General features: G+C 69.4%; 12 protein-coding genes and 1 tRNA gene. 7 read left to right on the top strand and 6 right to left on the bottom strand.

Features of this window, described 5'->3' with window-relative positions:
* The first annotated feature begins 200 nt into the window (after positions 1 to 200).
* Positions 201 to 1,142: an NAD(+) synthase gene (gene nadE, locus ACOZ35_RS03680; protein WP_424015119.1), complete on the top strand. Its 942-nt coding sequence runs from the start codon at positions 201 to 203 to the stop codon at positions 1,140 to 1,142.
* Positions 1,143 to 1,176: 34 nt separating this feature from the next.
* On the opposite strand, the gene ACOZ35_RS03675 is transcribed toward nadE, so the two are convergent.
* Positions 1,177 to 2,610: a M28 family peptidase gene (locus ACOZ35_RS03675; protein WP_424015118.1), complete on the bottom strand. Its 1,434-nt coding sequence runs from the start codon at positions 2,608 to 2,610 to the stop codon at positions 1,177 to 1,179.
* A gap of 118 nt (positions 2,611 to 2,728) precedes the next feature.
* On the opposite strand from ACOZ35_RS03675, the gene ACOZ35_RS03670 reads away from it, so the two are divergent.
* Positions 2,729 to 2,799 (top strand) — tRNA-Gly (locus ACOZ35_RS03670).
* A gap of 247 nt (positions 2,800 to 3,046) precedes the next feature.
* On the top strand, positions 3,047 to 4,135 hold the full coding sequence (locus ACOZ35_RS03665; protein ID WP_424015117.1) for a hypothetical protein: 1,089 nt from the start codon (positions 3,047 to 3,049) through the stop codon (positions 4,133 to 4,135).
* Positions 4,136 to 4,164: 29 nt separating this feature from the next.
* On the opposite strand, the gene ACOZ35_RS03660 is transcribed toward ACOZ35_RS03665, so the two are convergent.
* A complete protein-coding gene (locus tag ACOZ35_RS03660) occupies positions 4,165 to 5,586 on the bottom strand; it encodes a KaiC domain-containing protein (RefSeq protein ID WP_424015116.1) in 1,422 nt (473 codons plus the stop codon).
* Between the two features lie 147 nt (positions 5,587 to 5,733).
* On the opposite strand from ACOZ35_RS03660, the gene ACOZ35_RS03655 reads away from it, so the two are divergent.
* Both ACOZ35_RS03655 and ACOZ35_RS03650 read left to right on the top strand, forming a co-directional pair.
* Positions 5,734 to 6,561, top strand: a complete 828-nt coding sequence (locus ACOZ35_RS03655; RefSeq protein ID WP_424015115.1) for an NAD(+)/NADH kinase — start codon at positions 5,734 to 5,736, stop codon at positions 6,559 to 6,561.
* A 76-nt stretch (positions 6,562 to 6,637) separates the two neighbouring features.
* Positions 6,638 to 7,330, top strand: coding sequence for a VTT domain-containing protein (locus ACOZ35_RS03650; protein ID WP_424015114.1), 693 nt, complete (start codon positions 6,638 to 6,640; stop codon positions 7,328 to 7,330).
* Positions 7,331 to 7,633: 303 nt separating this feature from the next.
* Here ACOZ35_RS03650 and ACOZ35_RS03645 read toward each other — a convergent pair whose 3' ends face one another.
* The 3 genes from ACOZ35_RS03645 to aspS all read right to left on the bottom strand — a co-directional run bounded on the left by ACOZ35_RS03645 (position 7,634) and on the right by aspS (position 10,195).
* A complete protein-coding gene (locus ACOZ35_RS03645) occupies positions 7,634 to 8,368 on the bottom strand; it encodes a DUF4382 domain-containing protein (protein WP_424015113.1) in 735 nt (244 codons plus the stop codon).
* A gap of 1 nt (position 8,369) precedes the next feature.
* Positions 8,370 to 8,669, bottom strand: coding sequence for a hypothetical protein (locus ACOZ35_RS03640; RefSeq protein ID WP_424015112.1), 300 nt, complete (start codon positions 8,667 to 8,669; stop codon positions 8,370 to 8,372).
* Between the two features lie 221 nt (positions 8,670 to 8,890).
* Positions 8,891 to 10,195, bottom strand: a complete 1,305-nt coding sequence (gene aspS / locus ACOZ35_RS03635; protein WP_424015111.1) for an aspartate--tRNA(Asn) ligase — start codon at positions 10,193 to 10,195, stop codon at positions 8,891 to 8,893.
* Positions 10,196 to 10,767: 572 nt separating this feature from the next.
* Between aspS and ACOZ35_RS03630 the strand changes: the two genes are divergently transcribed.
* The gene (locus tag ACOZ35_RS03630; RefSeq protein WP_424015110.1) at positions 10,768 to 11,115 is read left to right on the top strand and encodes a hypothetical protein; all 348 of its coding nucleotides are present in this window, start codon (positions 10,768 to 10,770) and stop codon (positions 11,113 to 11,115) included.
* Between the two features lie 27 nt (positions 11,116 to 11,142).
* Here the strand turns inward: ACOZ35_RS03630 and larC are convergent, their stop codons facing one another.
* Positions 11,143 to 12,528, bottom strand: coding sequence for a nickel pincer cofactor biosynthesis protein LarC (larC, locus tag ACOZ35_RS03625; protein WP_424015109.1), 1,386 nt, complete (start codon positions 12,526 to 12,528; stop codon positions 11,143 to 11,145).
* 698 nt (positions 12,529 to 13,226) lie between these two features.
* Here larC and ACOZ35_RS03620 point away from each other — a divergent pair.
* Entirely contained in the window at positions 13,227 to 15,449 is a 2,223-nt protein-coding gene (locus ACOZ35_RS03620) for a CDC48 family AAA ATPase (protein ID WP_424015108.1), read from the top strand.
* The last annotated feature ends 11 nt before the right edge of the window (positions 15,450 to 15,460 follow it).

The following is a 15,460-nucleotide window of genomic DNA, read 5'->3' as shown; positions in this document are numbered from 1 at the left end:
AAAACTGTACCAATTCCTTATACGATCTACACCGCAGGTATTTACCATCGCGACCGGAAGCGGCAGGCGACAGATGACGACCCAACGCGACGCCCGCGATCGCCCGCAGAGACGCGCCCGCATCCCGGGCGGAGTCGCCGGCGGGGCGCTTCGCCGGCGGACGATTCGGACGGGGCGGACGGCCCGCCCCGGAGAGGGAGATGGCTGACCGCGAGTCGGCGTTCGACCCGGACGACGCCGCGGCCTCCGGACGGTTAGGCGGAACCGAGTCGGACGGAGACCGGGGCGATTCCCCGTTCGGACGCATCTCCGCCTCGCTGTTCCCGGACCGAGACCCCGCGGTCGAACGCGACCGAGTCCGGTCGTTCGTCGCCGACCGGGTCGACGCCGCGGGCGCCGACGGGGTGGTGGTGAATATGAGCGGCGGGCTCGACTCGACGGTGACGGCCGCGCTCGCGGTCGAGGCGCTCGGCCCCGACCGCGTGTACGGGCTGATCCTCCCCTGTAACAAGATCGGCGCGCCGCACGCCCGCGACGCCGAGGCGCTCGCAGAGGCCCTCGGGATCGACCACGACACGGTCCACCTCCAGCCGCTGTTCGCGCAGTTCGGCGCCGTCGCCCCCGACCGCTTCGACCTCCACGACGAGCCGGTCCGGTCCGGCAACGCCGTCGCGCGCCTCCGGATGGCGATGGCCTACCTCGCCGCGAACGCGACGAACCGCCTCGTCTGCGGCACCGCGAACCGGAGCGAGCTCCTCCTCGGATACCTGACGAAACACGGCGACGGCGCTGCCGACCTGTTCCCGCTGGGCCACCTCTACAAGACCGACGTCCGGGCGCTCGCCGCCGAGCTCGACGTGCCGGCGTTCGTCGTCGAGAAGCCGCCGACCGCGGGGTTCCTCCCGGGCCAACGCGACGCCGACGACTTGGGCGCCCCCTACGAAGTCGTCGACCCCGTCCTCCACCTCGGCGTCGACCGCGGGCTCGATCCGGAGTCGGTCGTCGAGCGGATCGAGGCTGCGGTCGCCGACGGCGAACTCACCGAGATCGACCGCGAACTCGTCGCGGACCTGCTCGGACGCCACCGCGCGACGGCGCACAAGCGGCTCCCGCCCCCGGCCCCGGACGCGGACCTCGGGTAACTGAGGTGCCGATCCCGGCGCTGGACCGTCCCGCTCAGTCCCAGTCGCTGGGCCAGAGGTCGGCCGCGCGCATCCCCGTCTCGAAGTCGGCCTCGCGGAACGCGGCCGCGAGTTCGTCGCGGTCCAGCCGCGGGAGGTCGCATTCGGGCGCCGCGAACTCGGCGACGAGCAGCGCGATCAGCATCGCGTGTTCGCGGACGTTCCGGTCGTCGACCTTGTCGCGGGTGTCCGCGTGGGTGTGGCCCCACCCCCGGCCGCGGTCGCCCGAGTCGCTGTGGAGCTGGAGCGCCGGCACGCCGCGGCGCACGAACGGCCACTGGTCAGAGAACGGATGCGGCTGCGCGTCGACCTCGATCGGCTGGCGCGTCGCGGTCGACACCGCCTCCGCGACCGACGCGGCCGCCGTCGAGGCGTGCGCGAGCGCGACGAGGTCGCGGAACCGCCCCGCGCCGTCGACGTTGACGACGCCCTTCACGCGGTCGAGGTCGAGGCGGTCCGCGAGGTGTTCCGCGCCGAGCAGCCCGACCTCCTCGGCGCCGACCGCGACGACGTCGACGCCGACCGGGAGGTCCGCGTTCGCGAGAATCCCGGCCGCGGTGGCGACGGTCGCGATCCCGCAGCCGTTGTCGAGCGCGCCCTCAGCGATGTCGTGGGCGTCGTAGTGGGCGAGCAGCAGGACTCGCTCGTCGGTGTCCGGGCCTGCTTTCCCGATCACGTTGCGGCTCTCGCCTGGCGTCGTGGACGCCTCGACCGACAGTTCGGCCTGCGCGACGTCGGCTGCGGCGATTCTGTTTCCCCCGCCGACCGCGTACTCCCGGAGCCACGCGCCGGTCTCCTTCGAGACGCCGACGGCGACCGCCTCGGCCTCCTCGCCGAACGTGAGCGACCCGGTCGGGGGTAGCTGTCCGTCGAGGTGATTGACGAACACGAAGCCGACCGCGCCGGCGTCGATCGCGTAGCCGAACTTCTCCATGCGGTGGACGAACCGCCCGCCCTCCGGGGTGGTCGTCGAGGCGACCGCGATCCGACCCTCCACGTCGCGCTCGTCGATCTCGGCCGGCGTGCCGTAGCCGACGTCGACGAGTTCGCCCGCGACGCTCCCCGCCGGCGAGTACGGCAGCGCCAGCGCCTCGAACGAGCGCGTCGACGGCTCGCCGTCTCGGCCCGAGACGGTCACGTCGAGCGACGCCGACCCGCGCTGCCACGCCGGGAGCTCGAACGGCTCCGTGCGCACGTTCGCGAGCCCGGCGCGCTCGAAGGCGTCGGCGACGAGGCCGGCCGCCCGGCGCTCGCCCTCGCTGCCGGCCATTCGGCTCCCGATCGCCGTGAGGTCGGTGAGGAAGCGCCACGGCTCGTCGTCGGTCCAGGTCGCGCCGAGCGCGGGCGCGAGGTCGGCCGCGCGCTCTCGCACGCGGTCGACCGCGTCGCTCGCGTCGGATCGCGCCGCGTCTGCTGCGTCGTCGGTCATGGGCGTGCCTCCGTCGGTGACGGCTTAAGGGTGTGGCTCGCGGCACCGAAGTTTCGGGGCCGACGGGCGTCCGCCGAAACGCTACGTTAAAGTGAGGCGGTCGGGTACGTGAATTTGAGCACCGTTGGTCCAGTGGTAGGACATTAGCTTCCCAAGCTAATAGCCCGGGTTCAATTCCCGGACGGTGCATTTTCTACCTGACTCCGTCAGGTAGCGTTCGCTTCACGCTGTTCAGCGAACTCTCGAACGTAGTGAGAGAAATCATCGGACGGAATTGAACCCTATCAGTCGCGCGCAGCGAGTGAAACGAGCGAGCACGTCTGATTCCGGTTCAATTCCCGGACGGTGTATACCTGCGGCGAGCAACTCGCGAGCGGCGGCGCTCGCCGAAGACAGAGGACCCACTCTTATACTGTCGGGATGTTGACCTGACGCCATGGCAGACGTAGAGCGGTATCGGGACCGATTGCTGATCGAAATCATCGCAGAGAGGCTCGGTTTCGAGCGGCTCTCGGACGCGCTCCCAGGGGGGAGTGTCTATCCGCCGTATCTGTTTGTCGCGGTCGGACTGTTCGTCGAGTACGGGCTATTCGACGTGTATAACTTCCTCGTGTCGGGGAACAGCTCCTTCTTCGCACAGCCGAACTCCCTCGCGATCCCCGCGATGACGATCCTGGGCGTGTTCGGGCTTCGGTACATTCACGAAAGCTACGCCGACGCGATGATCGCGCTCGGTATCGATGACGAACACGTCGACATCGACACGTCGACACGGCGGCAGTTCGAGGGACTCGTCTCCCTCCGGACGCGGACGGCGGCATACGTTGTCGCTCTCGTCGCCTTCTACGCCTTCGGGGTGTTCGTGCTCGGAATTCCGCGCCTCATCGAAACCGACGGAATCGGCCTGGTCCTGTACGCACAGGCGGTCTCTTTCCCACTCATCACCATTCCGATTCTGGTGGAGCTCGGTGTCTCCTACGTCGCCGTTCATCTTGCTATCCCACGCCGGATCGCCAAGGCGGACTTCGGACTCTTCTACTACGATCCCCGGAACTTAGGCGGATTTGAGCCGATTGGCGAACTTCTCAAACGGTCCTATTACATCTACACCGGTGTTCTACTGTTGTGGTTCCTCCAAACCCACATCCCGGTCATCCTCTCGCAGTATCTCTCTTCGCCGTACCCGGCTCCAGGGCCGATTTTCCAAGCCGTGCTCTCGGCTGTCTGGCTCGTCGGCGTGGCGACGATTGGCTACTCGATGTACAGGGTCCACGCGATCATGAAGCGCAAGAAGCGAGCGAAGATCCGCTCGCTCGAACAGGAACTCAAGCAGTCGGTGAGCGACCCCTTCGACGCCACGCTGTCGGACATCGAGGACAGGGAACGATACGAGAACGCACAGGAGACGCTCGCGCACGTCGAAAGCACGAGAACCTACCCGACGACGTTCGCCATGTGGTCGCAGATATTCGTCAGCGTCCTGCTTCCGCAGGCGTTGAACATGGTCGTTCAGCTCCCCGGCTAGTCCCGGAATCAGTCGCGGTCCGCGTGCGCTCAGAAGATGTTCGCCTGGTCGTACACGGAGATGCCGGTGTCCGTGATGTCGTACGGCTTCGTCTCGCGGGAGTGGTTCGCGTCGCGGATCTTCTGGATCTCGACGGCGAGACGGGTCTCGCGGAAGTCCGAGCCGCGGACGTACTGGAGGACGAACACCGCGTCGGTAAGGTACTCGACGATGCCGTGCCGGGACGCGTACGGCGTCTCCTCGCTCGCCTCAGAGGTGAGCAGCGTCGTGACGCCCGACTCCTTCAGCGAGCGCGTGAACCCGAACACCTCCGAGCGACGCTTCGCGGGGTGGTCGTACATCATCTCTAAAAGCGAGACGGAGTCGAGCACCAGCCGGTCGGCGTCGAACTCGGCGATGAGCCGGACGAGGTCGTTGCGGATCGACGACAACGAGTTGGCCATCTCGATGGGGTCGATGGCGACGACCGCGAGGCGGTCCTCGTCGGCGTGCTCGCGGAACGACCACCCCTTCTCAGTCGCCGTGTCGAGGATCGACTCGCGGGTTTGTTCGAGCGTAATGTAGATCCCCTTCTCGCCCGATTCGAGCGCGTGGTTGAGAAACTGGAGCGCGAACGTCGTCTTCCCGGTGCCGGCTCCGCCGATGACCGACAAGAGGGACCGGCTGGGGACGCCGCCGAGGATCATGTCGTCGAGCCCCTCGATCCCGATGTCGGTCCGCTCGATTCCGGACTCGAACTCGTCGGGGTCGACGTCGAAGTCGGTCGTCCCGCCGGCGTCGGCGTCGCCACCGAACTCACCGAACCCGAAGTCGTCGTCGCCCCCGCCCGCACTCCCGCGGTAACCGCCGAACGGGTCGCCGCCACCGCCCGCCGCTCCATCGGCGCCACCGCCGCTCGACCGGCCGCCGGACCCCTCACCGCCCCGACTCCCCCCGAAGGGGTCGTCTGCGCCGAACGGGTCCGTCGCGCCGCCACCGCCGCCGGAGTCCGTGTCGGCGTCGGTACCCCCGCCACCGCCGCCGAAGGGGTCGTCCTCGCCGAAGGAGCCGAACCCAGCGTCGGCGTCAGCGTCGACGTCGCCGAACGCGTCCGCCGGGACGCCGCCGTTCGCCGCGTCGTCGCCGCCGAACTCACCCCCGTCGGACTTGTCTCCCTCCCCGACGTCGCCGCCGAAGGGGTCTTGGTCGCCCGCCTCGGAGTCCGTCTCGGCGCCCGTCTCGTCGCCGGCACCGCCGAACGGATCGGCGAACTCGCCGTCGTCGCTCGCGGTCTCCGTTTCCTCCGCCGTCTCGTCCGCACTGACTTCCACATCGTCCGTGTCGCCTTCCGCACCGTCGGAACCGTCCTCCGCACTATCGGAACCCTCCTCCGCACCGCTCACCGGCGGATCGTCGGACTCCTCGTCGGTCTCGCGTAACGCGCGTTCGAACCAGTCGTCCTCCTCGCTCATCGTTTCCGCCGCCCGTGGGGGGTCGACATGGACCGAGCAACGCGGCCGAGCGGCTTGAAACTTTCCGGCGTGGTTTCAGGTTCCGGGAACTCGGCGGGCCAGCCCGATGTCCGCACGCTTTTATCCGGGGATCGGGATGGATTCCGCATGGAAGTGGGCATCGTGGCGCGGAAGGGGAGCGAGCGGGCGGCGTCGCTCGCGGCGACTCTCCGAGACGTCGTCGTCGACGCGGGCGAGAGCGTCTGGCTCGACGAGGAGACCGCCGGCGCGCTCGACGCCGGCGACGACGCCCGGCCGGTCGACGCGTTCGGCGACTGCGACCTCGTCGTCGCGGTCGGCGGCGACGGCACGTTCCTGTTCGTCGCGCGCAACGCAGGCGACACCCCGATCGTCGGGGTGAACCTCGGCGAGGTGGGCTTTCTCAACGCCGTCCCGCCGGCGGACGCCGCGACCGCGCTCCGTGCCGAGATCCGGGCGTTTCGCGGCGGCGGGCTGGACGTCCGCGAGGCCCCGCGGCTCACCGCGAGCGCCAGCGACTGGACGTCGACGCCGGCCGCGAACGAGGTGGTCGTCCAGGGCGAGCGCCGCGGCCCGGGCGGCGGGATCGACTACGAGGTGCGCGTCGACGGGTCCCGGTACGCCGGCGGCCACGCTGACGGCGTCCTCGTGGCCACACCGACCGGGTCGACCGCGTACAACCTCTCCGAGCGCGGGCCCCTGGTCCACCCCGAGGTGGACGGACTGGTCGTCAACGAGATGGTCGCGGACGAGGGAATGCCCCCGCTCGTGGTGGACGCCGACGCGACGGTCACCGTCTCGGTCGCGGACGACGCGGGCGCGACGGTCGTCAGCGACGGCCGCGACACCGCGACGCTCGACGGTCCGGTGGAGGTGACCGTCGAGCGCGCCGCGCCGCCGATACGGATCGCGGGCCCGCCCTCGGACTTCTTCGAGGCGCTCGGAAAGCTGTCGTGAGCCGGACGCGCACGCCCTCGACCCCCGCTCGAACGCACCCACAAAGCGTTTACCGGGCGCCCGCGGACTCGGGAGCGTGAATCGCCGGTCCACGCTCGGGCGGTACGCGGTTGCGGGCGCCCTCGTCGCCGCGCTGGCGGCGCTCGCGGTCGCGGTCTCCCCCGAGGCGGGGCTCTCGCGGCTCCGCTGGCTCGCGACCGATCCGCTCCGGTTCGGGGTCGCCGTCCTCGCGCTCGCCGCCGTGCGGCCTCTTCTCGCGTGGCCGACGACCCTTCTCGCCGTCGCCGTCGGCTTCGGCTACGGCTGGGTCGGGACGCCGTTCGCGCTCGCGCTCGTCGTCGGCACCGCGCTCCCGCCGTACGCGCTCGCTCGGGCGGGACGGCTCCGAATTCGCGACGGCACCGAGACGGCCGGAGACTCGGGCATCGCAGACCGGTTCTGCCGGGCCGGCGAGCGCTTCGCGGCGGAGTCCGGCAGCGTGCGCGCCGTGGCCGGGACCCGCCTGCTGCCGCTCCCCTCGGACGCGGTGACGGTCGGGGCCGCGGCCGCCGGCGTCGGGATCCGACCGTTCCTGGTCGGCACGGCGCTCGGCGAACTGCCGTGGGTCCTCGCCGGAGTCGCGGTCGGCGTCTCGCTCGACCGCCTCGCGGCGAGCGGCGGATCGCTCGTCGACCCGACCGTCATACTCGGGATGGCCGCCGTCGGCGCGCTGGTGCTCGCCGGACCGGTCTACCGGACGTTCTTGGGGCCGGACGCGACGACCGCCTAACTCGGTTCGATATAAAAAGCGCCGAAGCGGCGAACGACTCGGAGAAAGCGAAGACCGCCCGTGCGTCGTCGCGCGGGCGATCGTGCGGGTCGTGTGCCTCTGACGGCGACCGTGTGCCTCTGACGGCGACCGTGTGCCTCTGTTCGGGAACCGACCGCAACGGCACGTGCATTCCCCCGGTCCCCGAATCCCGGGAACCGACCCAGCCCTGACCCCGAAGCCGCGGTGAAGCCCGCGCTCGCTCGCGGCGAGCGGCCGGACGCGACCGCGACTTCAACGGGGGACCGAGGGGATGCGACGTCGCTACGAGCTGTCGGTCTCGTTGTCGCCGCTCGATTCGTCGTCTTCCGAGTCCGCCGACTCCTCGTACTCCACCTCGATGCCGCTCGGCACCGGCCGGAGGATATAGCGGCCGTTCCCGCGCAGCACCGGCGCGAAGTCCGCGGTGAACGTCGTCCGCGTGTTCTCGCGGATCTCGAACGCCGCGTTGAACTTCAGCGGCGCGTTGCCCGGCAGGTCGACGGTCGCGTCGCTTCCGTCGGTGAGCGTCCCGTCGGCCGACGACACGTCGAGCTGGAGGTACGGGTACTCGCCCGTCTGGAGCTCCCGCTCGTCGATCAGCTTCGTCTCGCCGTTCTGGAGCTCGACGAGGTCGGCCTCCTGGGGCTCGTCGAACTCGAAGTACTCGCGGCCCTCCTCTGCGTCCTCCTCGTCGTCGGTCTCGTCGCCCGCGTCCGTCTCGTTGCCGTCGGCGGTCTCGTTGTCGCCGTCGCTCCCGTCGTCCGTGTCGGTCTCGTTGCCGTCGGCGTCGTCGTCCGGCTCGGCGCCCTCGGGCCCGAGCCAGAACCCTTCGACGGTGACGACGAGCGACTCGAAGTCGCCGATGTCGGCGGGCTGGTCGGTCACCTGCGTCGCGAGCGTCCCCGTCGCGCGGCCGACGCAGCCGGCGAGGCCGGTCGCGCCGAGCGCGGCGGCGCCGGTCGCCTGAAGATAGGTCCGGCGGTCGAGCGAGACGCGGTCGGACGTGCGGTCCGTCATGTTACGCCTCCTCCTCGCCGTCGGTTCCGTTGTCCGCGTCGCCCTCACCGGCGCCGTTCCCGGCGATATCGCTCACGGTCTCGCCGAGGTCGTCGACGCCGCCGCCGAGGAACTCGTTCACGCTATCGAGGATGCCGCCGACGAAGTCGGGCACCTGGTCCGGGAGGTCGCTCGGCGGCCCCGCGTCGCCCGAGGCGTTGTCCGGGCCGGGCGTCGCCGCGACGGCACCGGCGGCCGCGCCGGTCCCGATCAGTACCACCGTGGCCAGCGCCACGAGCAGCGTCGTTCGGAGTGCGTTCATAGCAACTTCCCCTCGGAGCCCTACGCCCTTTAATGGCGCAAGCCGTTCAGCCGAATTACGCCCAATTTAACTCGGTTTAACGGCCGTGAGAGCCTTCGAAACCCGGATCTCGTTGGATCGATGGGTCACTTATAAAAGACGGCGAACGGCGGGCGGTTCAATCGTCGCTCGCGCGGCGGGGGTCGGAACGAGCCTTGGCGGTCCGAATCGGTTCGCTCTCGTTACGGCTCCAGCCGGTTCGGGTCGCGCGGGAACATGATCGCCTCCTTGATGTTGTCGAGGTCGGCGACCTTCTGGACGAGGCGGTCGATGCCGAGCCCGTAGCCGCCGTGCGGGGGCGTGCCGTAGCTCAGCGCCTCGATGTAGAACTCGAAGTTGGCTGTCTCGACGCCCTCCTCCTCCATCACGTCGACCATGCGCTCGACGTCGTGTTCGCGCTGGCCGCCCGAGGAGAGCTCCTGCCCTTTATAAATGAGGTCGAACTTCCGCGAGGCGATCTCGTCCTCGGGCACGTCCTGCATGTAGTAGAACTTCTCGTCGGGGTAGCCGACGACGAAGAACGCGGGGTGGCCCTGCTCCTCGAAGTGTTCGCCGAGGAGCTTCTCGCCCTTCGTGTCGAGGTCGGTCGGGTCGTCCGGGAAGTGGCCGTACTCGGTCTCGAGGATGTCGAGCGCCTCGTCGAAGGTGATCCGCGGGAAGTCGTCCTCGGGCACGTCGAGGTCGACGTCGAGCAGGTCCAGCTCGCGCTCGGCGTTCTCCGCGACCTCGCGGAGCGCGTACCGGAGCGACTCCTCTTGAACGTCCATCACGTCGTCGTGGTCGTCGATGTACGCCAGCTCCACGTCGAACATCGCGATCTCGGAGACGTGCCGGGAGGTGGCGAAGTCCTCGGCCCGGAACGCCGTGCCCGTCTCGTAGACGGCCTCGTAGCCCGAGGCCATCAGCATCTGCTTGTACAGCTGGGGGCTCTGCGAGAGGAACGCGTCTTGGTTGTAGTAGAGGATCGGGAACAGCTCCGCGCCGCCCTCGGCGCCGCCCTTGGAGATCAGCGGCGTCTTGATGTCGACGAACCCCTCCTCGTCGAACCACTCCTCCATCGCGGTGATGAGCTCGGAGCGGAGCGTGAACACCGCGAGCGTCTCCGGCTTCCGGAGGTCGAGCGCGCGGTTGTCGAGCCGGGTCGAGAGGTCGACCTCGATGTCCTTCGAGATCTCCAGCGGGAGCGGAGAGCCGGCCTCGTCGATGACCTCGTACTCGGTGGGCGCGATCTCCACGCCGCCGGGCGCCTGGTCGCTCTCTAACGGCTCGCCGACGACGCGGACCACGTCCTCGGCGCCGACGTCCTGAACGGCCTCGAACAGCTCGGGCTCGCGCTCCTCCTTGAAGACGATCTGGATGAGCCCCTCGCGGTCGCGTACGATGAGGAAGACGAGGCCTCCCAGGTCGCGGATCTCGTGGACGTGGCCGGCGATGGCGACCTCGTCCGCGTCCGGTTCGACGTCCGACGTGTGGATTCGCTCGATCATGACGGTGGCTGCTTACGCGCAACTGGTCGGGCGTTCGGCATAGGCCTGTCGTCTCGGCGTCGACGGAACGGCTCGCCCGCGGCCGCTCCGGCGGGTTCTCGGGGACTTCCGGACCGAACCCGCCGTGGCATGTGGTAGCATAACTAACATAATTTTAATACGAAACCGATACAGGAGGCTGGTAACGGCGCTTCCCGCGCCGCGGAGCCCGACCATGACCCGTTCCACCCTTTCGACGCTCGTGTGGTCCGCGAGCGTCGCGTTCCTCGGGTGGATCGGGATCGGGTATTCGGCTCCGAACTCACGGTCCGTCCGCCCGACCGCGTGACGCGCGTCGGCTGGGGAGATTTCCCCGCGGGACGGACCATCTCCCGTTCTCTCCAGCCGCCGCTGTCCGTCGCGCGCGTCGAGTCAGACGGCCGTCTCCCTCGCGAGCGTCGCCGTCGGTGGCCCCGCTGCTGACTCCAGTCGGTGGTTCACCGTCGACGCGTTCGAGGCCGCGGACCGGTCGCCTCCCGGGTCGGACTGGGACGCAGACCGGCTGCGCCGCGTTCGACTCGCGGCGAGGGCGTATGGCGGCAGCCATCCACACGCCGTCGGTCGAGGCGACGGTGACCGTCCGCGTCTCGCAGGCGGCCGCCGGCGACCTCGTCGCCGGCGCCAGAGCACAGATCGAGCGAATCGACGGCCTCAGCGTCGAGGAGCTTGAAATCGCCGGCCTCCGGCCCGGCCTCAACGACACCACGGTCGAAGCGGTCGCCACCCTCGCGGTCGACGAGGGGGCGGCGCCCGACGCCGAGTTCGTCGCCGCCGGGATCGACGCGGCCGACGAGGTCGTCGTCGACCGCGTCCGCGAGCGGCTCGCAGACGGTTTCGGCGTCGACCCCGAACGCGTCGAGCGCGTCGACCCGCCCGACTGACCGGCGGGTCGGGGGCGTTCCGTCTGGCTACTCTTCCGCGAGTCGGTCCCGCACGTCGGCCTCGGCGCGTCTGAGCACCTCCCGGATCGGGAGGCCGGTCGCCTCAGCGACCGCGGCCGCGTCGTCGTACTCCCCGCTGACGTCGTACACCTCCCCTTCCGTCGTCGAGGCCATCTTCACGGCCACCTCGTGGGCCGTCCCGTCGACCCGGAGCGTCGCCGTCTCGAACTCGCGTTCGGCGATCCACCGGTGGCTCGCGCCCGACTGGCGCACCCCCAACGTCCCGGTTTCGCGGGCGAGGCGCTCCGCGACCGCCTCGATGTCCGCGGGCTTACAGATCACTTTCACGAGGTGACCCGGGCGGGACTTCTTCATCGTCGTCGGAACGATCGTCACGTCACGCGCGCCGGCGTCCGCGAGCGTCTCCTGAAGCCCGCCGAGGACCTCCGGTGCGGCGTCGTCGAGGTTCGTCTCCAAGACGGCGATGTCGTCGTGAGCGAGCGCGCCGTCGGCGGCGTCCGCGTGAGTGCGGTCCGCGTGCGCGTCGTTCCCCCCGTCGCCGACCATCGCGCGGAGGACGTTCGGGTGGCGTTCGAAGTCGGCGTTGCCGGCGCCGTAGCCCGCGTGATCGACGGCGAGGTCCGGGACCGCGTCGGCGCCCTCGGCGATCGCCCCGAGGATCGCGGCGCCAGTGGGGGTGAGCAGCTCGCGGTCGATCGGCCCGCCGACGATCCGGAAGTCGGCGCGGGTCGCGATCTCGGTCGTCGCCGGGGCCGGGACCGGGTACGTCCCGTGGCTCATCTCGACTGTGCCGCCGCCAGCGGAGACGGGGGTCGTGACTACCCGTTCCGGGTCGAGGTCGTCGAGCAGCAGCGCGGCGCCGACCACGTCGGCGATCGCGTCGTCCGCGCCCACCTCGTGGAAGTGCGTGTCGTCGAGGTCGGTGCCGTGGACTGACGCCTCGGCGCGGCCGAGCAGCTCGAAGGCGTCGAGCGCGGTCGACTCGACCGCGTTGGGGAGCCCCATCGACTCGACGAGGTCGACCACCTCGCGGTAGCTCCGGTGGACGCCGGCGCCCTCGGCGGACTTGTTGGCTCCGGAGGCGTTCTGCTCGTGCGTGTGATCGTGCTCGTGGCTATGGTCGTGATCGTGGGCGTGACTGTGGTCCTGGTCAGAGTTGTGGCCGTGGTCGTGGTCCGCGTCAGCCTCGGCTGCTCCGCTGTCGCCGTCGAGGAGCACGTCGACGGTCGTCGCGCGGATCCCGTTCTTCTCCGTCTCGCCGATTTCGTACCGAACCGGGAGGGCGTCGCTCACGGGGGCGAGGACATCGGGGTCGGCGCCGGCCGCGATCAGCGCGGCGCAGATCATGTCGCCGGCGGCGCCGGTCCGACCGTCGAAGACGAGCGTTCGCATGGTGCGTCCGACGCGACTGGCGGACAAATACCTCGGGATTGACTCCGACGAATCGGTCTGACAGCCGTTTATAAGCATCTGTGTGTCGGGCGTCTTCTATTTATAAAAGGCGGCGAGGCTGCCTCGGAGGCTTCCAAATCGCCAGCCGCTCGCTTATAAATGGTTGACTGCGGATCGACAGTGGCGACCTCCAAAGCCCCAGCCGCGAGGCGGGCGCACGCTCGCTGCGCTCCTCACTCGGTCGCTCACTGCGTTCGCTCCCTCGTTGCGGTGCTTACGTCGCCTGCGCCCGCCTCGCGGCTGCCCCTTTGAGTCCCGCCCCGCACAGCCCCGCACCTCACGCCTCCCCAGCCTCGCCGCTCACGCCCTCCGGGCGTTCGCGGCGTCCCTCGCGCGTGCCTGCGAGCGGCCGCCGCCGGCGGCCGCGAGACAGCACGCGCCGACCGCGTCGAGTCGGAGCGAGAGTCGAACAGGCCCGAAAATCGCCTCGAACGGGTAAAAACGTCCGTTTCGACGGGGCACGAGTCGACGGCGAAAACGCACGCTTACGACGAGGTTTTAAGAACGGACGCCTAATCGTGCTATATGATAACACAACCTGACGCGGTCGCCGGTCGCTCGGTGCGGCCCGGCGGCGGCACGGGCAACAGGCTTATTCCCGGACCGGGTCCAGATACGACCATCCCCCGCGAGGAACCATGAACGAAGTCCAACTCGAAGTGGCGAAGGCGTACCCGAACGACTCGGGGCGCGGCATCGCCCGACTCGACCCCGACACCCTGCTGCATCTGAAGCTCTCGCCCGGCGACATCATCGAGATCGAGGGCGCGGAGACGACCGCCGCGAAGGTCTGGCGCGCTGACCGCCAAGACTGGAACACCGACACCGTCCGCGTGGACGGGTTCACCCGCCAGAACGCGGACGTCGGCATCGGCGAGCGCGTCACCATCCGGAAGGCGGAGGCCGAGAAGGCCGACAAGCTCGTCTTGGCCCCGCCCGAGGAGGCGTCGGTCCAGTTCGGCTCCGACGCCGCCGGCATGGTGAAACGCCAGATCCTCAAGCGACCGGTCGTCGAGCGCGACATCGTCCCCGTGATGTCCTCGACGAACCACCCGTTCATGCGGTCGCCCGGGCAGGCGATCCCGCTGATCGCGGTCGAGACGGAGCCCGACGGCGTCTGCCTGATCACCGAGGACACCGAGGTCGAGCTGCGCGAGGAGCCGATCTCCGGATTCGAGAAGACCGGCGGCGGCATTACGTACGAGGACATCGGCGGGCTCCAGTCGGAGATCCAGCGCGTCCGCGAGATGGTCGAGCTGCCGATGAAACACCCGCAGATCTTCTCGAAGCTCGGCATCGAGCCGCCGCAGGGCGTCCTGCTCCACGGCCCGCCGGGCACCGGGAAGACGCTGCTCGCGAAGGCGGTCGCCAACGAGACGTCGGCGTCGTTCTTCTCGATCGCCGGCCCGGAGATCATCTCGAAGTACTACGGCGAGTCCGAACAGCAGCTTAGGGAGATATTCGAGGACGCGAAAGAGGAGTCGCCCTCGATCATCTTCATCGACGAGCTGGACTCGATCGCGCCCAAGCGCGAGGACGTCACCGGCGAGGTCGAGCGCCGCGTCGTCGCGCAGCTGCTGACGATGATGGACGGGTTAGAGACCCGCGGCCAAGTGATCGTCATCGGCGCGACGAACCGCGTCGACAGCGTCGACCCCGCGCTCCGCCGCCCCGGTCGGTTCGACCGCGAGATCGAGATCGGCGTCCCCGACGAGGTGGGCCGCAAGGAGATCCTCCAGATCCACACCCGCGGGATGCCGCTCTCGGACGACGTGAGTCTCGATCACCTCGCCGACGAGACCCACGGCTTCGTCGGCGCGGACATCGAGAGCCTCACGAAGGAGGCCGCGATGAAGGCGCTCCGGCGCTACCTCCCCGAGATCGACTTAGACGAGGAGGAGGTGCCGCCGAGCCTCATCGACCGGATGATCGTCAAGCGCGACGACTTCTCGGGCGCGCTGAACGAGGTCGAGCCCTCGGCGATGCGCGAGGTGCTCGTCGAGCTGCCGAAGATATCGTGGGACGACGTCGGCGGACTCAGCGACGCCCAACAGCAGGTTCAGGAATCCGTCGAGTGGCCGCTCACCTCGCCGGAGAAGTTCGACCGGATGGGCGTCAACGCCCCGAAGGGGGTGCTGCTGTACGGCCCGCCGGGCACCGGGAAGACGCTGATGGCGAAGGCGGTCGCCAACGAGACGAACGCGAACTTCATCTCGGTGCGGGGGCCCCAGCTGCTCTCGAAGTGGGTCGGCGAGTCGGAGAAGGCGATCCGGCAGACGTTCCGGAAGGCCCGGCAGGTGAGCCCGACGATCATCTTCTTCGACGAGCTCGACAGCCTCGCGCCCTCGCGCGGGCAGGAGATGGGGAACAACGTCTCCGAGCGCGTCGTCAACCAGCTCCTCACGGAGCTCGACGGCCTCGAAGATATGGGCGACGTGATGGTGATCGGCGCGACCAACCGCCCCGACATGATCGACCCCGCGCTGCTGCGCTCGGGCCGGTTCGACCGCCTCGTGATGATCGGCCAGCCCGATCAGGAGGGCCGCGAGCAGATCCTCGACATCCACACCCGTGACACGCCGCTCGCGCCCGACGTGAGCCTCCGCGAGGTCGCCGAGATCACGGACGGCTACGTCGGCTCCGACCTGGAGGGGATCGCCCGCGAGGCCGCCATCGAGGCGCTGCGCGACGACGACGACGCCGAGGAAGTGGAGATGAAACACTTCCGGCGCGCGATGGAGTCGGTGCGGCCGACGATCAACGAGGACATCCTCGCGTACTACGAGGACGTCAGAGAGCAGTTCAAGGGCGGCGGCGGCGAGTCGCTCCGCGACACCGGCGGTCGGATCGGCTTCCAGTAGCGCGACCGCCG

This window comes from Halorubrum xinjiangense, assembly GCF_049604745.1.
Taxonomy (GTDB): domain Archaea; phylum Halobacteriota; class Halobacteria; order Halobacteriales; family Haloferacaceae; genus Halorubrum; species Halorubrum xinjiangense_A.
The sequence above is the reverse complement of the archived record's forward strand: the minus strand, read 5'-3'. Positions and strand labels throughout refer to the sequence as shown.